The organism is Xanthobacter pollutisoli (assembly GCF_040044995.1).
In the GTDB taxonomy this organism is placed as follows: domain Bacteria; phylum Pseudomonadota; class Alphaproteobacteria; order Rhizobiales; family Xanthobacteraceae; genus Xanthobacter.
This window is the reverse complement of sequence record NZ_JBDZDP010000005.1, coordinates 22,720-46,403: the sequence shown is the minus strand read 5'-3', so window position 1 is coordinate 46,403 and position 23,684 is coordinate 22,720. Positions and strand designations below refer to the sequence as shown.

At 68.6% G+C, this 23,684-nt stretch carries 23 protein-coding genes and 1 tRNA gene; 14 read left to right on the top strand and 10 right to left on the bottom strand.

Annotation, left to right across the window (positions count from 1 at the left end):
* Positions 1–29 precede the first annotated feature (29 nt).
* From recF to rpsT, 4 genes are all read right to left on the bottom strand, one after another.
* On the bottom strand, positions 30–1,175 hold the full coding sequence (recF, locus tag ABLE93_RS12530) for a DNA replication/repair protein RecF (RefSeq protein ID WP_348840144.1): 1,146 nt from the start codon (positions 1,173–1,175) through the stop codon (positions 30–32).
* A 52-nt stretch (positions 1,176–1,227) separates the two neighbouring features.
* On the bottom strand, positions 1,228–2,349 hold the full coding sequence (gene dnaN / locus ABLE93_RS12525; protein ID WP_348840143.1) for a DNA polymerase III subunit beta: 1,122 nt from the start codon (positions 2,347–2,349) through the stop codon (positions 1,228–1,230).
* A 353-nt stretch (positions 2,350–2,702) separates the two neighbouring features.
* Positions 2,703–4,142, bottom strand: a complete 1,440-nt coding sequence (gene dnaA / locus ABLE93_RS12520; protein WP_348840142.1) for a chromosomal replication initiator protein DnaA — start codon at positions 4,140–4,142, stop codon at positions 2,703–2,705.
* Between the two features lie 1,088 nt (positions 4,143–5,230).
* Complete coding sequence (rpsT, locus tag ABLE93_RS12515; RefSeq protein WP_348840141.1) at positions 5,231–5,497, bottom strand: 30S ribosomal protein S20; 267 nt, start codon at positions 5,495–5,497, stop codon at positions 5,231–5,233.
* Between the two features lie 280 nt (positions 5,498–5,777).
* Here rpsT and ABLE93_RS12510 point away from each other — a divergent pair, with 280 nt between their 5' ends.
* The 7 genes from ABLE93_RS12510 (at position 5,778) to ABLE93_RS12480 (ending at position 12,502) form a co-directional block, all read left to right on the top strand.
* A complete protein-coding gene (locus ABLE93_RS12510) occupies positions 5,778–6,764 on the top strand; it encodes a complex I NDUFA9 subunit family protein (RefSeq protein ID WP_348840140.1) in 987 nt (328 codons plus the stop codon).
* Between the two features lie 72 nt (positions 6,765–6,836).
* Positions 6,837–7,574, top strand: a complete 738-nt coding sequence (locus ABLE93_RS12505; RefSeq protein WP_348840139.1) for a phosphoribosylanthranilate isomerase — start codon at positions 6,837–6,839, stop codon at positions 7,572–7,574.
* A complete protein-coding gene (trpB, locus tag ABLE93_RS12500) occupies positions 7,571–8,788 on the top strand; it encodes a tryptophan synthase subunit beta (protein WP_348840138.1) in 1,218 nt (405 codons plus the stop codon). Before ABLE93_RS12505 ends, trpB begins: the two co-directional genes overlap by 4 nt.
* 2 nt (positions 8,789–8,790) lie before the next feature.
* The gene (locus tag ABLE93_RS12495; protein WP_348840137.1) at positions 8,791–9,180 is read left to right on the top strand and encodes a hypothetical protein; all 390 of its coding nucleotides are present in this window, start codon (positions 8,791–8,793) and stop codon (positions 9,178–9,180) included.
* Positions 9,181–9,218: 38 nt separating this feature from the next.
* The gene (gene trpA, locus ABLE93_RS12490; RefSeq protein ID WP_348840136.1) at positions 9,219–10,058 is read left to right on the top strand and encodes a tryptophan synthase subunit alpha; all 840 of its coding nucleotides are present in this window, start codon (positions 9,219–9,221) and stop codon (positions 10,056–10,058) included.
* Between the two features lie 168 nt (positions 10,059–10,226).
* Positions 10,227–11,120 carry an acetyl-CoA carboxylase, carboxyltransferase subunit beta gene (accD, locus tag ABLE93_RS12485; protein ID WP_348840135.1) on the top strand — a complete coding sequence of 298 codons (894 nt, stop codon included), beginning with the start codon at positions 10,227–10,229 and terminating at the stop codon, positions 11,118–11,120.
* Positions 11,121–11,161: 41 nt separating this feature from the next.
* The gene (locus tag ABLE93_RS12480) at positions 11,162–12,502 is read left to right on the top strand and encodes a bifunctional folylpolyglutamate synthase/dihydrofolate synthase (protein ID WP_348840134.1); all 1,341 of its coding nucleotides are present in this window, start codon (positions 11,162–11,164) and stop codon (positions 12,500–12,502) included.
* 26 nt (positions 12,503–12,528) lie between these two features.
* On the opposite strand, the gene edd is transcribed toward ABLE93_RS12480, so the two are convergent.
* From edd to otsB, 5 genes are all read right to left on the bottom strand, one after another.
* A complete protein-coding gene (gene edd / locus ABLE93_RS12475; protein ID WP_348840133.1) occupies positions 12,529–14,373 on the bottom strand; it encodes a phosphogluconate dehydratase in 1,845 nt (614 codons plus the stop codon).
* A gap of 127 nt (positions 14,374–14,500) precedes the next feature.
* Entirely contained in the window at positions 14,501–14,938 is a 438-nt protein-coding gene (locus ABLE93_RS12470; protein WP_348840132.1) for a pyridoxamine 5'-phosphate oxidase family protein, read from the bottom strand.
* Between the two features lie 176 nt (positions 14,939–15,114).
* Positions 15,115–15,201, bottom strand: a tRNA-Leu gene (locus ABLE93_RS12465).
* A gap of 87 nt (positions 15,202–15,288) precedes the next feature.
* Entirely contained in the window at positions 15,289–16,761 is a 1,473-nt protein-coding gene (gene otsA / locus ABLE93_RS12460; RefSeq protein ID WP_348840131.1) for an alpha,alpha-trehalose-phosphate synthase (UDP-forming), read from the bottom strand.
* A gap of 5 nt (positions 16,762–16,766) precedes the next feature.
* Positions 16,767–17,561 (bottom strand): trehalose-phosphatase, encoded by a 795-nt coding sequence (otsB, locus tag ABLE93_RS12455; RefSeq protein WP_348840359.1) that lies wholly within the window; start codon positions 17,559–17,561, stop codon positions 16,767–16,769.
* A gap of 181 nt (positions 17,562–17,742) precedes the next feature.
* On the opposite strand from otsB, the gene ABLE93_RS12450 reads away from it, so the two are divergent.
* Positions 17,743–18,108, top strand: coding sequence for a hypothetical protein (locus tag ABLE93_RS12450; RefSeq protein ID WP_348840130.1), 366 nt, complete (start codon positions 17,743–17,745; stop codon positions 18,106–18,108).
* Between the two features lie 51 nt (positions 18,109–18,159).
* The gene (locus tag ABLE93_RS12445; RefSeq protein ID WP_348840129.1) at positions 18,160–18,429 is read left to right on the top strand and encodes a YMGG-like glycine zipper-containing protein; all 270 of its coding nucleotides are present in this window, start codon (positions 18,160–18,162) and stop codon (positions 18,427–18,429) included.
* A gap of 202 nt (positions 18,430–18,631) precedes the next feature.
* On the opposite strand, the gene ABLE93_RS12440 is transcribed toward ABLE93_RS12445, so the two are convergent.
* Positions 18,632–18,814: a DUF1328 domain-containing protein gene (locus tag ABLE93_RS12440; protein WP_348840128.1), complete on the bottom strand. Its 183-nt coding sequence runs from the start codon at positions 18,812–18,814 to the stop codon at positions 18,632–18,634.
* A gap of 239 nt (positions 18,815–19,053) precedes the next feature.
* Here ABLE93_RS12440 and ABLE93_RS12435 point away from each other — a divergent pair, with 239 nt between their 5' ends.
* The 5 genes from ABLE93_RS12435 to ABLE93_RS12415 all read left to right on the top strand — a co-directional run bounded on the left by ABLE93_RS12435 (position 19,054) and on the right by ABLE93_RS12415 (position 23,609).
* Positions 19,054–19,350: a hypothetical protein gene (locus ABLE93_RS12435; protein ID WP_348840127.1), complete on the top strand. Its 297-nt coding sequence runs from the start codon at positions 19,054–19,056 to the stop codon at positions 19,348–19,350.
* Between the two features lie 127 nt (positions 19,351–19,477).
* The gene (locus ABLE93_RS12430) at positions 19,478–19,777 is read left to right on the top strand and encodes a NepR family anti-sigma factor (protein WP_348840126.1); all 300 of its coding nucleotides are present in this window, start codon (positions 19,478–19,480) and stop codon (positions 19,775–19,777) included.
* Positions 19,778–19,930: 153 nt separating this feature from the next.
* A complete protein-coding gene (locus ABLE93_RS12425) occupies positions 19,931–21,151 on the top strand; it encodes an extensin-like domain-containing protein (protein WP_348840125.1) in 1,221 nt (406 codons plus the stop codon).
* A gap of 2 nt (positions 21,152–21,153) precedes the next feature.
* Positions 21,154–21,912 carry a DUF429 domain-containing protein gene (locus ABLE93_RS12420; RefSeq protein ID WP_348840124.1) on the top strand — a complete coding sequence of 253 codons (759 nt, stop codon included), beginning with the start codon at positions 21,154–21,156 and terminating at the stop codon, positions 21,910–21,912.
* Positions 21,913–22,109: 197 nt separating this feature from the next.
* Positions 22,110–23,609: a phosphomannomutase/phosphoglucomutase gene (locus tag ABLE93_RS12415; protein ID WP_348840123.1), complete on the top strand. Its 1,500-nt coding sequence runs from the start codon at positions 22,110–22,112 to the stop codon at positions 23,607–23,609.
* The last annotated feature ends 75 nt before the right edge of the window (positions 23,610–23,684 follow it).

The following is a 23,684-nucleotide window of genomic DNA, read 5'->3' as shown; positions in this document are numbered from 1 at the left end:
GCAGAAGACCCGGCGGCGGAAGAAGGAGCTCAGGCCGCCGCGACGCGTCCGGGAGCGACGGTGAAACGCACCGCCGCATCCAGCGCGGCGAAGGCCGCGGGATCGGCCCCGGTCATCCAAACCTGCGCGCCGAGGCGGTCCAGCGCCTCGAACAGGCCGGCCCGACGATCGGCATCGAGATAGGCGGCAACGTCGTCCAGCAGCAGCAGCGGCGAGAGCCCCTGCATGGCGGCCACGAGGCGCGCGTGGGAGAGGGTTAGGCCGATGAGCAGCGACTTCTGCTCGCCGGTGGAGCAGCGCGCCGCCGGCAACTGCTTCTCGCCATGGCTCACCGATAAATCGGTGAGGTGCGGCCCTTCCAGCGTCCGCCCGGCGGCGCGGTCCCTGGGGCGGTTATCCCGCAGCACGGCGCGGTAGCGGTCCTCCACCTCCAGCGCTGGGCGGATGGCTATGAGGCGCTCCACCGCCCCGTCCAAAGCCAGCTCGGCGAAGGGAAAGGGCGAAGCCTCGTCGCGATGGGCGGCGATTTCGGCGGCAAGGCGCGCTACCGTTTCCAGCCGCGCTGCCGCCACCGCCACCGCCAGTTCGGCCACCTCGTGCTCCACGGCGTCCAGGAAGCGCGCCGAGCCGTTGTCCTCCAAAAGCCGGTTGCGCGAGCGCAGCGCCCGCTCCAGCCCGTTCACCCGCGCGCCGTGGGCGGCGTCCACCGCCAGCACCAGCCGGTCCAGATAGCGCCGCCGGTCGCCCGGCGGACCGAGGAACAGGCCGTCCATCTCCGGCGTCAGCCAGAGCACCTTGAGATGATCGAGGAAGGCGTTGGCCGAGGGGGCGGCTTCGCCGTCGATGCGGCAGCGCCGCTGGCCGCCCTCCTGCGCCGGATCATAGCCGGTGCCGAGGCGCGCCTCGCCCAGGGCTCCCTCGATGAAGGCCGAGACGGCCCAGGGCGTGCCTGCGGCGTCCACGGTGTCGCCGCCCTCGCGATGACCGATGTCGCCCAGTTGGGCGCGCCTCAGCCCGCGGCCGGGGGAGAGGAAGGAGAGGGCTTCGAGGACATTGGTCTTGCCCGCGCCGTTGGGTCCGGTGAGCACCACCGGCCCGGGGCCGACGGAGATCTGCGCCGCGCCATAGGAGCGGAAGCCCGTGAGGGTGAGCTTGAGAACGGCGGCGTGGGGCATTGACGTCACGTCCGCCGCGGCGGCGCCGGCGGCGCCTTTGGGCGCTCCCGCCTCACACCCGCATGGGCATGAGGACGTAGAGCGCATCCGTCTTGGTGGAATCGCGCACCAGCGTGGGCGAGCCGGGATCGGCGAGCTTGAGCTCCGCCGTGTCGCCCTCGAGCTGGGAGGTGATGTCCAGCAGGTAGCGGGAATTGAAGCCGATATCGAGGGGCTCGGCGGCGTAGTCCACCTCGAGCTCCTCGGTGGCGCTGCCGGAATCCGGATTGGTGACGGACAGAACCATCTTGCCGTCGCCCAGCGACAGCTTCACCGCCCGCCCGCGCTCGCTGGAGACGGTGGAGACGCGGTCCACCGCGGCGGCGAATTCGTCCTTGTCGACGATGAGGGTCTTGTCGTTGCCCTGGGGGATGACCCGGCCATAGTCCGGGAAGGTGCCGTCGATGAGCTTGGAGGTGAGGACGATGGCGCCCACCTGCACCCGGATCTTGGTGGCGGAGAGGGAGATGGTGGCTTCCGTCTCCTTGTCCTCCAGCAGCTTCTGGATCTCGGCCACGGTCTTGCGCGGCACGATCACGCCCGGCAGGCCGGCCGAGCCGGCAGGGGCCTCCAGCTCGGCCTGGGCGAGCCGGTGGCCGTCCGTCGCCACCGCGCGCAGCATCGCCTTGCCATTCGCGCCGTCGGTGACGTGCAGATAGATGCCGTTGAGATAATAGCGCGTCTCCTCGGTGGAGATGGCGAACTGGGTCTTGTCCACGAGGCGGCGGAAGTCCGCGCCCTTCACCTTGAAGGTGTGGGAGAACTCGCCCGCGGCGAGATCCGGGAAATCGGCTTCCGGCAGGGTCTGCAGGGTGAAGCGGGCGCGCGAGGCGCGAACCGTGAGGGTGCCGCGCTCGCCGCCGACCTCCAGCTGCACCTGCGCCCCCTCGGGCAGCTTGCGCACGATGTCGTAGAGCACGTGGGCGGGGACGGTGGTGGCGCCCGCCTGCCCGGTCTCGGCCGGCACATTCTCCACCACCTCGAGGTCGAGGTCGGTCGCCTTCAGCTCCAGTCCGCTTTTGCCGGCCTTGATGAGCACGTTGGCGAGGATCGGAATGGTGTTGCGCCGCTCCACGACACGGTGCACGTGGCTCAACGATTTGAGAAGCTCGGCGCGCTCGACGGTGACCTTCATGGTCCTGGCCCGTTCACTCTTCGCTTCGAGCCGGCCTGCCGCGGGATCGCACTGTCCCGCCGGTGGGTCCGCCCCGACAATCTAAGGATGACGCCCGCCGGCCCGCTCATCCGCCGTTGCGGGCGAGGGGGGCGAGCGCCGGTGTGGCGTGGCGCGGCGGCGCGAGGAGCACCGCTCGGCATCCGAGGAGATCGAATGCCGGGCCGCCGACATTGCCGCCCAAGCCGCCGCAAGGCAAGGGTTGGGGGGGAGATTTTGCGGGAAGGCAGAAAACCACCCGCCCTCAGCACTGCGCGAGGGCGGAGCGGGCGCGATCGCGATCAGGCGCGGGTCACGCCCGGGTCATGCTTCGGTCACGCATCCAGCGCGAGGCGCTTCAACACCTCGATCTCCTCGGCGAGCGCCCGGTCGGTAGCCACAAGGCCGTCGATCTTGCGCACCGCGTGGAGCACGGTGGTATGGTCGCGGCCGCCGAAGCGCCGGCCGATCTCCGGCAGCGAGCGCAGGGTGAGGGTCTTGGCCAGATACATGGCGATCTGGCGCGGCTTGACCACGTTGGCGGTGCGGCGCTGGGACAAAAGGTCGGCCCGCGACACGTTGTAGTGCTTGGCCACCACGCGCAGGATGTCGTCGATGCGCACCCGCCGCGGGTCGGTGGGGCGGATGAGGTCCTTGACCGCGTTTTCCGCCATGTCGAGCGTCACCGGTTCCCCGGTGAGCTGGTTGAAGGCGAGGAGCTTGTTGAGCGCGCCGTCGAGGTCGCGGCCGCTCTGGCCGACGCTGCGGGCGAGGAACTCCAGCACCGGCGCAGGCACGGCGAAGCCCTGGTGCTGCTCCGCCAGGGTCTGGTAGCGCGACTTCAGGATCTCCAGGCGCAGGTCTTCCTCCAGCGCCGCGAGCTCCACCACGAGGCCGCCGGCAAGGCGCGAGCGGACCCGCTCGTCGAGGTGCTCAAGCTCACCGGGAAGGCAGTCGGCCGCCACCACTACCTGCCGCCCGCCGTCCAGCAACGCATTGAGTGTATGGCAGAATTCCTGCTGGAGATTGTTCCCCTTGAGGAATTGCAGGTCGTCGATCACCAGGGTGTCGATGGTGCGCAGCGTATCCTTGAAGGCGATGGCCGAATGCGCCTTCAGCGCAGCCACGAAGCCGTACATGAAGCGCTCGGCGGTGAGGTAGGTGGTGCGCCGGCCATGGGCGGCGCCGGCCCGTGCCACCGCCTGGAGCAGGTGGGTCTTGCCGAGGCCGACGGCGGCATGGAGATAGAGCGGGTTGAAGACCGGCGCCGCGCCCGCGGGGGCTTCAGCCACCTGACGGGCGGCGGCAAAGGCAAGGGAGTTGGACTTGCCGACCACGAAGCTCTCGAAGGTGAGGCGCGGGTCGAGGGGCGAGCCGGACGCCACGTCGCCACCGGCGTCGCGCACCTCGGCCGGGCGGCTCTCGGCGTTGCGGGGGGCGGCGGCGCGGGGCTCGGCCGGGCGCTCGGTGCGCTCGCTCACCACCTCGCGCGGGGAGGTGGACTTGAGCGCCACCGGACGGGCGAAGGCGCTGCGCACGGTGAGGTCGACGCGCCGACGGGCGCCGCTCTCCTCCGCCCAGATATCGGTGATGCGCGGGAGATAGTTCTCGTGAATCCACGACTTGAGAAAGCGCGTGGGAACCGACAGCAGCACGACATCGGAGGTCAGCGCGTCGAGGTCCATGCGGGCGAACCAGCTGGTGAACTTCTCCTCGCCGATCTCCTCACGCAGACGCAGACGCACCCGGTCCCATGGGCTCGACGGGCAATCCATATCGGCGGCCTCCACGAGGGCTTGAAAAGGGGCTGTTCCGGGGCGCGGGGCGTCCGGCGAAAGTGGTTTGAGCATAGGTGCTCCGACCGCCCGAAAGGCGGGTCCCTGGTTGGAGATGCAAAAGCCGATCGCGCCCTCGCGGGCAGCGCGGCCTCGTGCGAATGTGGTGGAATTTCAAAGGGTGCGCGCAGGCACCACCGCGTCAGCGCACCATCATGCGCGCGACCGGAAGAGGCAGGGGGGCGAGGTGCACACGCGCCGGAACACGGGGTCCGGGAAGGCTCGAACGCAACGCGAGACCGAATGGAATGCCGGAGCTGATTCTGCGTCCGCTGCCGCGTATGTGCCTGAAGTCATAGTCGCCCCATTTCCCCCGACGAAGATCATCGGCGGCGTTGGAATAAACCAGATTTTTGTTTGGTCTCGTAGATGCTCAGAGGAGGATCAGATGCCCACTCTCAGCATAGCTCCAACGAATGAAGGTTACGCGCACGCAGGGCAAAGATCGCGCTGAGGGGTTCGTGAACGAATACAGACACGATACATCCCCTCCTCAGCCACGAAGAGCCGTGAAATCTTCATTCTATCGGTGATCCCCCGGTGTCGCTCCCGGAGTGAGATTGAACATACACAGCCGGTTTGGGGGGTGCAACGGCTTTCCCCCCGCCCATGGGATAACGGGCAAAAGCCGGTGCGCGACCGCCACACCCGCCGTTTCATGTCAGCCGGCAAACCTCTGTCGGGACAATGAGATTCACGGAGCCGGCAAGATATCCCCCGGCGAGGTGCGAGCCGCCGCTTTCGGTTCCGTGTTACCTGCAAAACGGGTCCGCTTTGGCGCAGGTTGACCTTTGGCCACTAAGCTCTTCTTGGGGATCGGGATTTTTTGATCGGTCGGAAAACCCATTGCTTATGGCCGCGCTGAAGTTTGCTCGCTGTGGCCCGAGGAGAGGGCGCTTGACGCGCGCCGCGAATCGATTCCGGTTCGCCGCCGGCGCGGATCTATGGATGAACTGGGATGCAGACAAGCAAAAAGGCCCAGCGAAGCCGGGCCTTTGCATCACGTCAGGAAGTATTCTTGATCTAAATCAAGCGCTGAGAGTCTTCACCCGGGCAGCGAGGCGCGAAACCTTGCGCGCGGCGGTATTCTTGTGAATTACGCCCTTGGTGACCGCGCGCATGATCTCCGGCTCGGCGGCCTGGAAGGCGGCGGTCGCGGCGGACGCGTCGCCGGACGCAAGCGCGTCCTCGAGCTTGCGCAGGAAGGTGCGCACGCGGGAGCGCCGAGCCCGGTTCACTTCGGTGCGGCGCTCGATCTTGCGCACCGCTTTCTTGGCGGAAGGCGTATTGGCCATCGGCCGTCCTTGCTGGTTCGCGCCCGGTGGAACGGCTCTCAAGGACCCGACCCGCGTCGCGCATGAATGGGTGAACAAGCCGGCAGCCGATGCCACCAGCGAAGTGCCGGGCTTATAGTGGGGCGCAGCCTCCACGTCAATATGCGATCGCCCGCCGCGCCCGCGAGGCCCGGCTTTACGGAGCGGGCCGCCATCGCGTATGTGCACGGCGCATTCTATATAGTGCGGACCGGCAGCGCGCGGCGCGCCGGTCGACGGCCGGTTAAGGCGGGGGTTCGGCATGAACGATGTGACGGTGACCGATCGTCCGGTGAACGACAGTCTGGTGACGGTCTTCGGCGGCTCCGGCTTTGTCGGCCGCCACGTGGTGCGCGCGCTCGCCATGCGCGGCTATCGCGTCCGCGTGGCGGTCCGCCGGCCCGAGCTCGCCGGTTTCCTCCAGCCCCTCGGCTTCGTCGGGCAGATCCAGGTCAGCCAGGCCAACGTGCGCTTTCCCGACAGCGTCGCCCGCGCCGTTGACGGCGCCGAGGCCGTGGTCAACCTCGTGGGCGTGCTGGCCGAGACCGGCCGCCAGAGCTTCGACGCGGTCCATGTCTATGGCGCCCGCGCCGTCTCCGCCGCCGCGGCGGCCCGGGGCACGCCGCTGGTGCATGTCTCGGCCATCGGCGCCGATGCGGACTCCCCGTCGGGCTACGGTCGCAGCAAGGCGGAAGGCGAGGAAGCGGTCCGCGCCGCGGTGCCGGACGCGGTGATCTTCCGTCCGTCGGTCATGTTCGGGCCGGAGGACACCTTCTTCAACCGCTTCGCCGCCATGGCCCGGCTTTCCCCCGCGCTGCCCCTCATCGGCGGTGGCGCCACGCGCTTCCAGCCGGTGTTCGTGGGCGATGTGGCCGCCGCCGTGCTCAAGGCGGTGGACGGCAAGGCCAAGGCCGGCGCCACCTACGAACTGGGCGGGCCGGAAGTGCGGACCTTCCGCGAGCTGATGGAGCTGATGCTGCGTGAGATCGGCGCCCAGCGCCTTCTCGTAGACCTGCCGTTCGGCTTCGCCAATTTCATCGCCGGCCTGACCCAGTGGGCGCCGGGCGCGCCCCTCACCACGGACCAGGTGGCCATGCTGCGCTCGGACAATGTGGTGTCGGACGCCGCAAGGGCGGCGGGGCTGACCTTCGCCGGCCTCGACATCTCCCCCGCGGCGCTGTCGGCGGTCCTGCCCACCTACCTCTGGCGGTTCCGCAAGGCCGGGCAATTCACCCGCGTGGAGACATGATCCGGGACGCCGCCCCGCTGGGAGGAGCGTCCCCCGCAGCCGCCGCGACCGGCGGCCGGCAGGGCTGACGAGATGACAAGCGACGACGGACGCCTCGATATCAAGATTTGCGGCATCAGGACGGCCGAGGCCCTCGACGCGGCGCTCGATGCCGGGGCCGATTTCGTCGGTTTCGTGCATTTTCCGAAAAGCCCGCGCCACCTCGCCTTGGCCGATGCGCCGCCCCTCGTGGCGCGGGTGGCCGGACGGGCGAAGAAGGTGGCGCTGCTCGTCAATCCGGACGACGCCCTGGTGGCCGAGGTGGTTGCCGCCTTCTCGCCGGACCTCATCCAGCTGCACGGCACCGAGACGCCGGAGCGCGTCGCCGCGATCCGCGCCCGCTTCGCGGTGCCGGTCATGAAGGCGCTGCCGGTGGCGCGGCGGGAGGATCTTGCGGCGCTCGGCGCCTATGCCGAGGTCGCCGACCGCATCCTGTTCGATGCCAAGCCCGATCCCGGCGCGCTGTTGCCGGGCGGCAACGGCGTTCCGTTCGACTGGACGCTGGTTGCCGGCCTTGACGTTGGGCGGCCTCTCATGCTTTCCGGAGGCCTTGCTGCCGACAACGTGTCGCAGGCCCTCGGCGTGGTCCGGATGAGCGGGGTGGACGTATCGTCAGGTGTGGAGGATGCGCCCGGCGTCAAAAGCCCCGACAAGATCCGCGCCTTCATCGCCGCGGCCCGACGCGCCGCGGCCGGCCTTCCCGATCCCGGGGCCCCTGACCGCGCAGCGGACGGGGCCGCCGACCTCTCACCGAAAGTCCGCGCGTCGTGACCGCTCTCAATTCCTATCGCACCGGCCCCGATCACCGCGGCCATTTCGGCATCCATGGCGGGCGCTTTGTCGCCGAGACGCTGATGCCGCTGATCCTGGAGCTGGAACGGGCCTATGAGGAGGCCAAGGCCGATCCCGCCTATCACGCGGAGATGGCAGGCTACCTCACTCACTACGTGGGCCGGCCCTCGCCGCTCTATTTCGCCGAGCGTCTTACCGACCACCTGGGCGGCGCCAAGGTCTATCTGAAGCGCGAGGAGCTGAACCACACCGGCTCCCACAAGGTGAACAACGTGCTCGGCCAGATCCTGCTCGCCCGCCGCATGGGCAAGGAGCGGATCATTGCCGAGACCGGCGCCGGCCAGCACGGCGTCGCCACCGCCACCCTGTGCGCGCGCTTCGGGCTCAAGTGCGTGGTCTACATGGGCGCCGTGGACGTGGAGCGTCAGGCGCCCAACGTGTTCCGCATGAAGATGCTGGGCGCCGAGGTGGTGCCGGTGCAGTCCGGCGCGCGCACCCTGAAGGACGCTATGAACGAGGCGCTGCGCGACTGGGTGACCAACGTGCACGACACCTTCTACTGCATCGGCACGGTGGCGGGGCCACACCCCTATCCGGCCATGGTGCGCGACTTCCAGTCCATCATCGGCCGCGAGACGCGCGAGCAGATGATGGAGATGGAAGGCCGCCTGCCGGACAGCCTCGTCGCCGCGGTGGGCGGTGGCTCCAACGCCATGGGCCTGTTCCACCCCTTCCTGGACGATTCCACCGTCGAGATCTTCGGCGTCGAGGCGGCCGGGCGCGGCCTAGACACACACGAGCACGCCGCCTCTATCGCCGGCGGGCGGCCGGGGGTGCTGCACGGCAATCGCACCTATCTGCTGATGGACGACGACGGCCAGATCACCGAGGCCCATTCCATCTCCGCCGGCCTCGACTATCCCGGCATCGGGCCGGAGCATTCCTGGCTGAACGACGTGGGCCGCGCCACCTATCTGTCCTGCACCGACCAGGAGGCGCTCGACGCCTTCCAACTGCTGACCCGCCTCGAGGGCATTATTCCGGCGTTGGAATCCGCCCATGCCATCGCCAAGGTGATCGAGCTGGCGCCGGCGCGGGCGAAGGATCATCTCATGGTGGTCAACCTTTCCGGCCGGGGGGACAAGGACGTGCCCCAGGTGGCGGAGATTCTTGGAACTCGTCTGGGGGCGTGACCATGAAGAGCTTCTGCGCCGTTCACCGCATGCGAGCTGCCCTGTGGGCCTCGGTTGCCGTCCTCGCTGTCCTGCCGGGCGCGACCGCGTCCGCCCAGACTCAGGCCCAGACAGCAGTGCCGTCCCCGGCCGACGGCCTGCAGCTGACCGCGGCCAAGGTCTATACCGACGCCGCCGGCGCCTACGTGTCGGTGGCGGTGAAGAACACCGGCGCCAAGACGGTGTCGGAGGTGTTCGTCACCTGCGAGTTCTTCGCCGGCAAGCGCTCGCTGGGCAAGTCCTCCACCACGGTTTTCTCCATCGTCGGCGGCCTCACCGGCACCGATCAGGTGCGCCTGCTGGGCGGCTCGTCGGCGAACCGCACCAATTGCGCCATCACCGGCCAGAAATAGGGCGCCACCGCCCGCATCCCTCGAGTCCAGGCAAGCCCATGACCGCGCGTTCCACCACCCGCATCTCCGACCGCTTCGCCGCTCTGAAGGAAGAGGGCCGGCCCGGCCTCGTGACCTTCGTGACCGCCGGCGACCCGGACGGCGAGACCTCGCTTGCCATCCTGAAGGCACTGCCCGGCGCGGGCGCCGACGTGATCGAGCTAGGCGTTCCGTTTACCGATCCTATGGCCGACGGCCCGGCCATCCAGGCGGCGGGCCTGCGCGCCCTGAAGGCGGGCCAGACCCTCGCCAAGACGCTGGACATGGTGCGCACCTTCCGTGCCGAGGACGGCACCACGCCCGTGGTGCTTATGGGCTATTTCAATCCCATCTACGTCTATGGCGTGGAGCGCTTCCTCGCCGACGCCAAGGTTGCGGGCGTGGACGGCCTCATCGTGGTGGACCTGCCGCCCGAGGAGGACGACGAGCTGTGCATTCCGGCGCTCGACGCCGGCCTGGATTTCATCCGCCTCGCCACCCCCACGACCGACGACAATCGCCTGCCGGCGGTGCTGCGGCACACTGCGGGCTTCGTCTATTACGTCTCCATCACCGGCATCACCGGCGCGGCGACGCCGGATGCGGACGTGGTGGCCAAGGCCGTCGCTCGCATCAAGGGCCATACCGCGTTGCCGGTGGCCGTGGGCTTCGGCGTGAAGACGCCCGAGCAGGCCGCCGCCATCGCCGCCGGAGCGGACGCGGTGGTCGTGGGCTCGGCGCTCGTTGAAGTGGTGCGGCGCACGCTCGACGAGCAGGGCCGCGCCACCGCCAACACGGTGATGGGCGTCGAGGCGCTGGTGAGCGAGCTGGCCCAGGCGGTGCGCGCCGTCCGCCGGTGAGCCTCCCCACCTGCTTTCGCCGCCCTGCCGCACTTTCGCCGCGGGGGGATTGCCAATAGAGGCGCGCAAGACAGTGTGCGCTGCACACGAAGCGGGTTATTGTATTCCCACAGCGGCCCGCCCCGAACGCGGCCGCCCGACGGCCCGCCCGTCCCCGGAGAAGATCCCGTGAACTGGATTTCGAACGTCGTCCGCCCGAAGATCCGCGACTTCCTGGCCCGTCGCGAGGTCCCCGAGAATCTCTGGGTGAAATGCCCCGAGACCGGGCAGATGGTGTTCCACAAGGATCTCGAGGCCAATCTCTACGTCATCCCCGCGTCCGGCTACCACATGCGCATGGATGCGGTGCAGCGCATGAAGGCAACTTTCGACGACGGCGCCTATGACGAGGTGGTGCTGCCGGACGTCGCCACAGACCCGCTGAAGTTCCGCGACGAGCGGCGCTATCTCGACCGCCTCAAGGATGCGCGCACCAAGACCGGCTACCAGGATGCGGTGAAGGTGGCGACAGGCCTCCTCACCGAGCTGCCGGTGACCATCGCGGTGCAGGATTTCAGCTTCATGGGCGGCTCGCTGGGCATGGCCGCCGGCGAGGCGGTGGTGAAGGGCCTCCAGACCGCGGCGGAGAAGGGCACGCCCTTCATCATGTTTGCGGCGTCGGGTGGGGCGCGCATGCAGGAGGGCATCCTGTCCCTCATGCAGATGCCGCGCACCACCGCAGCCATCCAGGAATTGCGCGAGGCCAAGAAGCCCTACATCGTGGTGCTGACCAATCCCACCACCGGCGGGGTGACCGCCTCCTACGCCATGCTCGGCGACGTGCAGATCGCGGAGCCCGGCGCGCTCATCGGCTTCGCCGGCCCGCGGGTGATCGAGCAGACCATCCGCGAGAAGCTGCCCGACGGCTTCCAGCGCGCCGAATACCTGCGCGACCATGGCATGCTCGATATGGTGGTCCACCGCCACGAGATGCGCGACACCCTCGGCCGGCTCTGCCGGCTGCTCACCAAGGCGCCGGCCCTGCCGCCGAAGGGGCGGCTTCCCCGCCCCCAGGCAGCGTAAGGGAGGCCTGACACGGGCCCGACGGCCCCGGCTTGAACACCATGGCACTGCCCCTGCCCGCCCGCGCCACCGACGAGATCCTGTCCCGCCTCGCTGCGCTTCACCCCAAGAAGATCGACCTCTCCCTCGCCCGGATGGAGCGGCTGCTGGAGGCGCTTGGCCATCCCGAGCGACGCCTGCCGCCGGTGATCCACGTGGCCGGCACCAACGGCAAGGGCTCCACCATCGCCTTCATGCGGGCGATGCTCGAAGCCGCCGGGCAGAGCGTCCACGTCTACACCTCGCCCCATCTCGTGCGGTTCAACGAGCGCATCCGGCTCGGCGCTCCGGACGGCGGGCGGCTGGTGTCCGACGCGGCGCTGGCCGACGCCCTCGACCGGGTGGAGGCGGCCAACGACAGTGCTCCCATCACCCTGTTCGAAATCACCACCGCGGCCGCCTTCGTCCTGTTCGCTGAGCACCCGGCCGACGTGCTTCTGCTGGAGGTCGGCCTCGGCGGCCGGCTCGACGCCACCAATGTGGTGGACCAGCCCCTCGCCAGCGTCATCACCCCGGTCTCCATCGACCATGTGGATTTCCTCGGCTCCTCGGTGGCGGCCATCGCCGGCGAGAAGGCCGGCATCATCAAGCCCCGCTCCCCCGTCGTGGTGGGCGCCCAGACGCCCGAGGCGCTCGCCGTCATCGAGCGGACGGCGGCGAAGCGGCTGGCGCCCCTGTTCGTGCGCGGCGAGCACTGGAACGTGCAGGAGGAGGCGGGCCGCCTCGTCTATGCCGACGAGAACGGCTTGATGGACCTGCCGCGCCCGCGCCTCGTGGGACCGCACCAGATCGACAATGCCGGTCTCGCCATCGCCGCGCTGCGCACCGCCCGCCTGCCTGCGGCGCAGGATGCGGCAACGCTCCAGTCGGGCATCATCAAGGCGGATTGGCCGGCCCGGCTTCAGCGCCTCGCTCCCGGGCCGCTGGTGTCGCGCGCACCCGCCGGGGTGGAAGTCTGGCTGGACGGCGGCCACAATGCCGCCGGCGGCGCCGCCCTGGCCCATGCCCTGTGCGAGCTGGAGGAGCGCTATTCGCGTCCGCTGGTTCTCATCCTCGGCATGCTGGGCACCAAGGACGTGACCGGCTTCCTCTCCCCCTTCACCGGCCTCGTGCGCGAGGCCATCGCGGTGCCCGTGCCCGGCGAGCATGCCGGCCTGAAGCCGGAAGAGGTGGCCGCAGCTGCGGTGGGCCTCGGCATCAAGGCCAGCGTCGCCCGCGATGTGGCGAGCGCCCTCGATGCCATCGCCCGCGAGGCTGTGGTGCCGCCGCCGCGGGTGCTTATCGCCGGGTCTCTCTATCTCGCCGGCGCGGTGCTGGCCGCCAACGGCGCGGCGCTGGCCTGATCCGACATGTCTCCGCCGGCAGGCGACTACACCGCCGCAAAGATGGAGGCGCCGAGCTCCGCCGGCCCGACGGCGGCGCGGAACGGCGCGAACAACTCGCGGCCGACGCCGACGTGATTGCCCGTAAGATCGGCTGAGGCCGCAGGGCGGGCGGCCCATTCGGCCGGCGGCACCAGCACTTCCAGGCGTCCCTCCACCGCATCGAGGCGGATGAGGTCGCCGTCGCGGATGCGGGCGATGGCGCCCCCCTCCACCGCCTCGGGCGTGACGTGGATCGCCGCCGGAACCTTGCCGGAGGCGCCGGAGAGCCGTCCGTCGGTGACGAGGGCCACCTTGTGCCCCTTGTCCTGCAGCACGCCGAGGGGCGGCATGAGCTTGTGCAGCTCCGGCATGCCATTGGCCCGGGGACCCTGGAAACGCACCACGGCAATCATGTCGTGGTCGAGGGTTCCGGCCTTGAAGGCGGCCTGGAGCTCTTCCTGCGAGTGGAACACCCGTGCCGGCGCCTCGATCACATGGCGCTCGGGTGCCACCGCGGAGGTCTTGATGACGGCACGGCCGAGGCTGCCGTCCAGCACGGCGAGGCCGCCGGTGGGCTGGAACGGCGCGGCCGCCCCGCGCAGCACCTTGTCGTCGCCGCTCGCCGCCGCACCGTCACGCCACGCGAGGCTGCCGTCCTCGCCCAGCACGGGCTCGCGGGTATAGGCCTCCAGCCCCGGCCCCAGGATGGTCTCCACGTCGGCGTGAAGAAGCCCCGCCGACAGGAGTTCGCGGATGACGAAGGGCACGCCGCCGGCGGCGTGGAAATGGTTCACGTCCGCCGAGCCATTGGGGTAGACGCGGGCAAGCAGCGGCGTCACCTCCGCCAGCGCCGCGAAATCGTCCCAGCTGAGGGCGATGCCCCCCGCCGCTGCCATGGCGACGAGGTGCAGGGTGTGATTGGTGGAGCCGCCGGTGGCGTGCAGGCCGACGATGCCGTTGACGAAGGCCCGCTCGTCCAGCATTCGGCCGGCGGGGATATAGGCGTTTCCGAGCGCCGTGATGGCCAGCGCCCGCTGCGCCGCCGCGCGGGTGAGGGCGTCGCGCAGCGGCGTGTCCGGGGTGACGAAGGATGCGCCCGGCAGGTGCAGGCCCATGATCTCCATGAGCATCTGGTTGGTGTTGGCGGTGCCGTAGAAGGTGCAGGTGCCCGGCCCGTGATAGGACTGCGACTCCGCCTCCAGCAGCGCGTCGCGCCCCACCTTGCCCTCGGCGTAGAGCTGGCGGATGCGGGACTTCTCGTTGTTGGGCAGGCCGCTGGTCATGGGACCGGAGGGAATGAACACTGCCGGCAGGTGGCCGAATGAGAGGGCGCCGATGACGAGGCCGGGCACGATCTTGTCGCAGATGCCGAGGAAGACGGCCGCATCGAACGTCTGGTGGGAGAGGGCGACGGCCGTGGAGAGGGCGATCACCTCGCGGGAGAACAGGGAGAGCTCCATGCCGGCCTCACCCTGGGTGATCCCGTCGCACATGGCCGGCACGCCGCCAGCCACCAAAGCCACGCCGCCGACATCCCGCGCGGCCTCGCGCAGCAGCTCGGGATAACGTTCGTAGGGGCGGTGCGCCGAAAGCATGTCGTTATAGGCGGTGACGATGCCCATCGACGCGCCCTGGCCGGCGCGCAGCATTGCCTTGTCGGACGGGCCGCAGGCCGCAAATCCGTGGGCCTGGTTGGCGCAGCCCAACGCCTGGCGCTGGGGCTTTCGGGCCGCGGCCTCCTTGATGCGATCGAGATACCGCCAGCGCGTGTCCGCGCTGCGGCGGACGATGCGCTCGGTCACCTCACCGACGCGCTCATTGAGGGAAGGGGCGTACCCATTGGTGGACATGGCGGTCTCCTGCTGGCGGCGGCTCGGCAAGCAAGCCGCCACCATAGCAGGCCCGGCGGGCAGAGAATGGGGCAGCGCGGGCGGGGCCGGCGCACAGGACAGGCCCGGTTGCGCTCCCTCGCGAGGATCAGGGCAGCACGACCTCGCCTTCGTCCTCGCCGTCCCACCAGTGCAGGCGGCGCGCCTCGACCTTGATCATCACGAGGCCGGGGGTGTCTACGCCCTTGTCGAACCAGCGGTCGAGATCGGAATTCCAGTGGGCCTCGAACTGCTGCTTTTCCCGCACCAGGCTCGCCGCGCCCTCGATGGTCACGAAGAACGGGCGCTGGCCGAGCATGCCGCTCGACCCCTGAAGCGACAGGCCGACGCTGGGCTCGCGGGCAATGTCCTTCACCACCCGGCTGTCATCCAGGGCGAAGAAGAAGGAATCGCCGTCGTAGTCCACATCGCCATTGTTGCTCATGGGGCGCCCCGCCAGAGCGCCGCCGTCGCTCTTGGTAAACAGGGTGGTGAAGTCGATCTTGCGCATCTTGCCGGCAACGTCGGCGAGGGTCATGTCAGCCATCTTTTTCTCCGCTTGAGGCTTTGAGAGGTGTCCCCCTTCAATGCCCGGGAGCCCCGGATGGTTCACCGAAAGCGGGCTGCAAGCTCGCGCGGTAGCGCCGACGCCCGAATGCAACTGCGGTGGGGATCTTGGCTGGACGGTCGGGCAGCGCCGACGCGCAAGCCGGCAGAGTGGCGTGGTGCGGGCGGTCGGACTCGAACCGACATATCCGTGAGGACGGCGGATTTTGAGTCCGCTGCGTCTACCAATTCCGCCACGCCCGCATGCCGAACGGCGGGGGCAGGGCTCCCGCGCGCCTTGCTGCTATAGCGGCTGGCGAAAGGCCCGGCAATATGGCCGAGCCGCCGGACTCAGACGCCCCGCGGGACGAGCCCCGAGCCCCAGCCCACGGGCAGGCGGACCACGCTGCGCACCGCAGCGCGGGGCAGGGCGACCTCGCGGCGGGTCTCCTCCTCAGGGGCCAGAGCGGCGAGGAATTCCTCGGCCCAGCGGTCGATGTCCCGAGCTTCCAGCACGCGCATCATCCGCGCATGGCGGTCGCGCCGCTCTGCCAGCGGCATTTCCAGCGCGCGGCGCAGATTGGCCGCCAGACCCTCCGTGTCGTGCGGATTCACGATGAGCGCACCGGTGCGCATCTCGCTCGCCGCGCCGGCGAATTGGGAGAGCAGCAGCACGCCGGGATCTGCCGGGTCCTGGGCAGCCACGAACTCTTTGGCAACGAGGTTCATGCCGTCGCGCAGCGGCGTCACCAGCGCCACGTTGGCACGGCGATAGAAGCCGGCCAAAGCGGAGCGCGAATAGGTGCGGTTCACATAGCGCAGCGGGGTCCAGGACACGTCGCTGTAGGCGCCGTTGATCTGGCCCGCCTTGTGGGAGACGTAGCGGTCCATCTCCTGATACTCGGGCACATCGATGCGGCTCTTGGGCGTGATCTGCACATAGGTCACGCGGTCGTGCCACTCGGGCGCGGTCCGCAGGAAATGCTCGTAGGCATCCAGCCGATTGGGAATGCCCTTGGAATAATCGAGGCGGTCGACGCCGATGATGAGCTTGCGGCCGGACAGGCTGTCGTGGAACGACTTGATGAAATTGGTGCGGGCAGCATGGCGCGCCCGGCGCGCGAAGGGGCGCGTCTCGATGCCGACCGGGAAGGTGCCGAGCTTCACCCGGCGGCCGCCTATATCGCAGCCGGTGCCGTCCGGCGTGGTCTGGCCGCCGCGGGTTTCCAGATAGCGGGCGAAATTCTCCCGGTCGCCCTCCGTCTGGAACCCGACGAGATCGTAGGACGCAAGCGCGCCGACCGTATCGCCATGCTGCGGCAGCGCCTGGATAAGATCGGCCGGCGGCATGGGAATGTGCAGGAAGAAGCCGATGCGGTTGCGATGGCCGCGCTCGCGCAGATATTTCGCCAGCGGCATCATGTGGTAATCATGGATCCACAGGATATCGTCCGGGCGAATGATCTTCTCGAGATGATCGGCAAACTGGCGGTTGACCCGGATATAGCCGGAAAGATCCGAGCGGTAGAATTCGGACAGGTCCACCCGGTAGTGCAGGACCGGCCACAACACCCGGTTGGCGAAGCCGTTGTAATATTCCTGGTAGTCCTCGTTGGTCAGGTCCACCACCGCATAGGTGATGCCGGCGTGCTTTGTCACCTGCGGCGCGTCGGACGGGTCCGGCGCGATCCGCCCGCTCCAGCCGAACCAGATGCCGCCCCTGTCCTTCAAGGCGGCATTCACCGCCACAGCCAGTCCGCCGGCAGCTCCACCGGAGCGCTGGGGCAGGGCCACCCTGTTCGATACGACCACGATTCGGGACACGGGGGTCACCTCCTCAGTTGCCGCGGCTCGGCCGCGAGGTGGGTGATGAGGGCGCGCACCGCGCTGGGATCGGGAAGCACCGTCTGCGCGCCGGCGCGCTCGATGCCGACCGCGATGGCGATACCTCCGGCTGCGCGGACGGCACGGAAGCCGGCTTCATCGGTGACGTCGTCGCCGATGAAGACCGGCGTGCGGCCGGCGAACGCAGGCAAGGCGAGGAAGGCGTCCACCGCCGTCCCCTTGTCGTGGCCCTTGCGCTTGATCTCGAACACGCAATGACCGGGCAGGAGCGTGACATCGGGGAAGCCGCCGACGACCGACAGGAGGGCCCGGCGCAGCACGGGCTCCACCGTCGGCTGAGCGCGGTAGTGCACAGCGATGGCTGTCTCCTTGTCTTCGGCGAAAACGCCGTTGAACTCGGAGGCAACGGTTCCCACCGCGCGGCGCAGCGACCGCTCGAGGGGCGCCGCCCGCACGATGTCGCCGCTGGGCGCGGTGCGGCTCTCGGCGCCATGGCTTCCTGCGGCGGCGAAGCGCCGTGGACCGAAGAGGGCGTCGAGATCGGCGATGGTACGCCCGCTCACGAGCGCAAGCGCCCCGCCCGCCCGCCGCGCGAGGGCTGCGAGCGTATCGGGGAGATTATAGGGAACGACCACCTCATTGGGGCGGGCAGCGATATCGAGCAGCGTGCCGTCGACATCAAGGAAGAAAGCATGAGTCGTGGCGTCGATGCCGCCGCAAAGCCCTGAAGCGGATCCCGAAAAAGCATATCCCGCCGGACGCGGCGGTCCTTGCAGCATGCCAAGCACGGGTTGATCCTTATTCCATTACTGTCGCTTCAACGCCGCTGTAAGCGCCACGGTTCCCCCGCATGATGGTCGCAAAGCCGCCACACGGCAAACTTCGACGGCGAAGGCGAAGGTCATACGGAACCGCAGCCGTTCATCGGCGTTCGACCAGCGACACGGGAGATCATGGCCAATGCTCGGTTGGGACACGCATTCGACGGCGGACAGCGTCGGCCGTCGCATCGCGACGCTACGAGATGAACTTGACAACCTGCAGTTGTCGGTCCGACACAGCGGCAGCGGCTTGGGCCGGCTTGCCTCCGACGCCCACGACTGGGTGTCCGAGCATGCGGAAACGCTGGCCCGTCCGGGGCTGAGGGCGATTCGCCGATATGTGGAGCCGGCGCATCGTCCGATGCCGGTTTTGCCGGTGCTCGCCGCAGCGGTGGTTGTGGGGCTCGGCGTCGGCGCCGTGCTATATGCCGTATCGAGAGGCAAAAGCCCCTCGAGTGACGCTGCCGATGAAGACGGCGAGCCGTACTATCCGACGGCGGAATGACTGGAAATGGATGTTCCGGCGCGCTGCCGGGACCGGGCAAGGGAGAACATGATGAAAGCGGCTCTCATTGTGTGCGCCATGGCGCTGGCGCTCGGCGGCTGCAGTGAATATTCCCGGCAGGACCGGGCGGTGGGCGGCGCGCTCATCGGCGGCGGCACCGGTGCGCTGATTGGCGCGGCGGCGACTGGAACGGGCACTGGCGCCCTGGTAGGCGGCCTTGTGGGTGCTGGCGCCGGCGCCATCATCGGTGCGGAAACCACCCCCCGCGCCTGCTGGGCGCGCGATGCCTACGGCAACCGCTATCGCGTGCAGTGCCCCTGAGCCAAAGCATCGCTACAACGAGAAAGGCGCCCGTCGGGCGCCTTTTTCTTTGCCGCTGTCCTTCCTTCTGACGGTCGGTAAGAGAGGTCGGCGCAGGATTTTTAACCAAGCCGCGTGAATTGGAGCCGGTTCCACGCAAAAGGGGAGGCCGGATTTGCCAGCCTCCCTTCTGTTCACGAGAGCGTGATTGCGTGGTTTGCACTCACGGCACAGTAGGACCGCGGCCGCGCCGCATCAGGCCAAGGACGGCCGAGATGACGAAGAGGATGATCGCCACGAAGAAGATGATCTTCGCGATCTCGATGGCAGTACCGGCGATGCCGCCGAAACCAAGCAGCGCCGCGATCAGCGCGATGACGAGAAAGGTAATCGCCCAGCTCAGCATTTTCTGTCTCCTTGATCGGACAGGTTCAGCCAGTCGATGGGCGCTCCATTACTGGGAGATCACCTTCGTCTGTGCTGCAATTGTCACCCGTCTTGGCAACGGCGGAACTGTGGCGCTTGTTCCACGCCTCGCGCGATTCCTCATCAGCCCGCCGCCCGCCGGTGCGGCGGTGTGCGCGGGGGAACCAATCCTGCCGTGCGGCGTTGCTGGATGGATCGGTCGAACCAAGGAGGAGCAGGATGAACGGATCGCGCAACGATGCGGCACCAGCCGGCTCCGAGCGGAAGGACACGCAGTGGCCGTCCGCAGCGGCACCCCATGGTTATGACCGGCCGGAATTCGGTCCGGGTGAAAGCCGCCGCGATTTTCCGCCGCGCCGCGTGCGCGAGGCGGACGAAGAGCGTCGGCTCCTGAAAGAGGCGGAAGCCGCTTTCGAGGGTCCGGACCGGCGAGAGGATATCGACGTGCAGGACGACGGCGATGCGGAGGACGGCGTGCCGTCGGCCGAAAGCCCGTCGCGGCTTTATCGTGATTAGCCGCTGGACGAGACGGTAAAACCATGTTGCAACGCACGTGGGTGTTCTTCATTGTCAAGGCGCCCGCGTCTGTCCTGAAGACCCCGCCATGCGAACGGCACGCTTTCAAGGCTCCATCGACACGCCCATGACGACGCAGCATCAGAAAGAGGCAGGCGGCATGCGAACGCCTCATCGCCGCGACATCTCCGCCAGGCAGGATCTGCTTGGGCGCGAGCTGCGGCAGCTTTTCGACGATTACACCCAGGAAGACATGCCCGATGAGCTGAAGGCGCTCGCCGAGCGGTTGCAGTCTGCGTTCGAGCGAAAGGACGAACCGGAGGACGCGGTCGTCAACGGCTCTGCCTCGGGAGGCGGTTCCGCCCCGGCCGAGGCAGCCGAGCCCGACGCTGCGGACAAGACAGACCAGGACAGCACGAAGGCCTAGTCTTCCGGGTCCAATCCTACACAATTTAAGCGTCCCTTTCACATGTCTTAAGGGCATGATGGGAGGGGCGCGTCTGCCTGTGCTTGAGACGTTTTTCTCAAATCGTGCGCGGCTTTAACCCCTTCGCAAGACCGGTCTCGCCAAGGTGGGGCCATGTCGCGCGGCACGCCCCGTTTCCTCCTCGCCATTCTCCTCGTGGCCGGCGCCCTCACGGGCTGTCGCTTCGGCCTGGAGGAGCGTGACCCCTGGCGTGCGGAGGCCGAAGAGCAGTGCCTTGCGGCCAAGGCCGTGGTTGCCTCCGCCTTTATGGAGCCGCTTCCGGCCATCGACGGACCCGGCACTTGCGGCATGGAGCATCCGTTCCGCGTGAGTGCGCTGGCCCAGGGCAATGTGGTGCTGGAGCCGGCCGGCAAGCTCGCCTGCCCGGTCATCTATCAGGTGGACATGTGGGTTCAGGAGGTAGTCCAGCCCGCGGCACTCGCCTGGCTGGGCCAACCCATCGTCGCCATCAGCCAGATGTCCTCTTATTCATGCCGCGGCATGAACGGGGACCCCAACGCCAAGATCTCCGAGCATGCATTCGGCAATGCCCTGGATGTCGGCGCCTTCCGAACGGCGGACGGGCGCTGGATCACAGTGAAGAACGGCTGGAAGGGCTCATCGGAGGAGCGCGGCTTCCTACTGCAGGTTCAGGCGGGTGCGTGCGAACGCTTCACCACCGTGCTTGCTCCGGGCTCCAACGTCTTCCATTACGACCATATCCACGTGGACCTGATGCGCCACGCCAAGGGCCGCACCATTTGCAAGCCGGCACCCCGCCCGTTGCCCGCACCGCCCATGGCCGAGCCGCTGCCGGCGAAGGCCCCGCCCATGGCCGCGGCTCCCGCCATGGCGCCCGTGGCGGAGGCACCCGCGGTCTATCGCAGCGAGCAGGCCGTGCCGCCGCCCGAGCAGCCGTCCTTTTTCTCGACCCTGTTCGGCGGCGGCCGCCCGGCGCCGCAGCCGGCTCCCGTCGCTGCGCAAGAGCCACCTCCGCCTCCGCCCCCCGCGCTGCCGCCCATGTCGGTTGCGCCGCAGCCGGCGTCCCAGATCATCGCCTCGCCCGCGCCCCCGCCGCCCGGATACCCGCCGTCGACGGTGGGGCAGGGCGGCTATGCCCCCCCGCCGGCCCCCGCCGTCCCGCCGACCGCCCGCGGGGCGGGGTCGCCGCAGGGCTTGCCGCCCGGCTGGCAGGTGGGCCCGCAAGGGGTTCCCATGTCCTATTCGTCGTCGAGCAATCCCGAGACCGGATCCATCAAGCGCAAATACTACACGGCGCCGATTCCCCAGCCGTCCACGATCCCGCTCCCGAAAGCCAGGGCCGGTGAGGATTGAAGATGGCGGGCGCGCTTCCCTTTGCCGGCATCGATGGCTGCCGCGGCGGCTGGGTCATCGCGCGGTGGGACGGCGCCGACCATCTCCAGCTCTATCGCCGCGCCCGGATGGAAGAGCTGTTCGATGAAGCCGACGCACCCGTTGCCGCAGCCATGGACATGCCCATCGGCCTGCCCGACACGAGCGAGACCGGCGGCCGGGCCGCCGAGCGGGCGGTGCGTCCCCTCCTCGGCATGCGCCAGTCCTCGGTGTTCTCGGTTCCGGCCCGCGCCGCGGTGATGGCGGGCGTCGGGGCAGGTGACGAGTCCGTCCGGTTTGCCGCCGCCTGCGCCGCAGCCCTCGCGAATTCGCACCCGCCGCGCAAGGTTTCCAAGCAGTGCTTCCACCTGTTTCCCAAGATGGCGGAGCTGGACGAGCTGCTGCGCCGCCGGCCGGAGCTGCAGGCCCGGCTGGTGGAGTGCCCTCCGGAGGTGTCGTTCGCGGTCATGAACGGCGGGCCGCTTGTCGACGCCAAGAAGGTGAAGAGCCGTCCTCACCCGCCCGGGATCGCATATCGCATCGCCCTTCTGGCGCGGGCCGGTGTTCCCGCCGGCCTGCTTACGAAAAAGACTGCGCTTTCGCTCCGCGCCGGGCTGGACGATCTGGTGGACGCCTGCGCCTGCGTGGTCACCGCCAAGAGACTGGCCGAGGGCAGGGCCTTGCGCTTTCCAGATCCGCCGGGGCGCGACGCCTTCGGCCTGCCTGTCGCGATCACCGCCTGAGAGCCTTCCCTCACGTCGACATCGGACCGCGCGGCGAGCGGTTCTCCGGAAAATGCCCCTCGGCCGCGTGTGCAACACGGCGGCGCCACCGTGCCGCCGTCAGCGAGGGAACTAATGCGAAGCTCAGCCGTTCGTTCGGTCACGAATCCGTGCTATCTCGCGACCGCGAAATTGAGCGCTGCGGAGGAATGGTCCACATGTTCCCGACGCCGAAGCCGGTCCTGACGCCCAACACCTACGCCTATGAATCCGAGCCCATGGTGAAGCCGACCGGCTTCCGTGAGTATGACGCCCGCTGGTTGTTCCAGAAGGAAATCAACCTGATGGGCGTACAGGCTCTGGGCATGGGCCTCGGCACGCTGATGCACGAGATGGGCGTGAAGCCCGAGATCGTCACCGGGCACGATTTCCGCTCCTATTCGTCGTCCATCAAGCTGGCGCTGGTGTCCGGCCTCATGGCGGCGGGCATCAAGGTGCACGACATCGGCCTCGCCATGTCGCCCATGGCCTATTTTGCCCAGTTCGCCCTCGACGTGCCGGCGGTGGCGATGGTCACCGCCTCGCACAACGACAATGGCTGGACCGGCGTGAAGATGGGCGTGAACCGCCCGCTCACCTTCGGCCCCGACGAGATGACGCGGCTGAAGGACATCGTGCTCGGCGCGAAGTTCGACCTCAGGGGCGGCGGCTCCTACGTCTTCGTGGAGAATTTCCCCGAGGTCTACATCAAGGACCTCACCGACCGGCCGAAGCTGAAGCACCCTATCAAGGCCATCGTCGCCTGCGGTAACGGCACCGCCGGCGCCTTCGCCCCGCGCATCCTGGAGGCGCTGGGCGTCGAGGTGGTGCCGCTGGACACCGAGCTCGACCACACCTTCCCCAAGTACAATCCGAACCCCGAGGACATGGAGATGCTCCATGCCATGCGGGACGCTGTTCTGGAGCACAAGGCGGACGTGGCGCTGGGCTTCGACGGCGACGGCGACCGCTGCGGCGTGGTGGACAACACCGGCGAGGAGATCTTCGCCGACAAGGTGGGCGTGCTGCTCGCCCGCGACCTCGCCAAGATCTACCCCAACTCCACCTTCGTGGTGGACGTGAAGTCCACCGGCCTGTTCGCCACCGATCCCGAGCTCATCAAGCTCGGCGTGAAGGCGGACTATTGGAAGACCGGCCATTCCTACATGAAGCGCCGGGTCAACGAGACCGGCGCGCTGGTGGGCTTCGAGAAGTCGGGCCACTATTTCTTCAACAAGCCGGTGGGTCGCGGCTATGACGACGGCCTCGTCTCCGCCATCGCGGTACTCGACATGCTGGACCGCAACCCCGGCAAGAAGCTCTCCGAGCTGCGCGAGGCGCTGCCCAAGACCTGGTCCTCGCCCACCATGTCCCCCCACTGCGCGGACGAGGCCAAGTACGGCATCGTCGCCGATGTGGTGAAGCATTACGAGAAGCTTGCCGCCGAGGGCGCCCTCGTCACCGGCCAGAAGATCCGCGACCTCGTGACGGTGAACGGCGTGCGCGTCACCTGCGAGGACGGCTCCTGGGGCCTGGTGCGTGCCTCCTCCAACAAGCCCGAGCTGGTGGTGGTCGTGGAGAGCCCGGTCTCCGAGGCGCGCATGCGCGAGATGTTCAAGGAAGTCGACAGCGTGCTGCGCACCCACCCGGCCGTGGGCGAGTACAACCAGACCATCTGAGCCGCCTTCAGACACCCCGGGGCGGCTCTTAGGCCGCCTCGGCCTGCCTGGGCGCCGCCTGGCCCGGGGATCGGC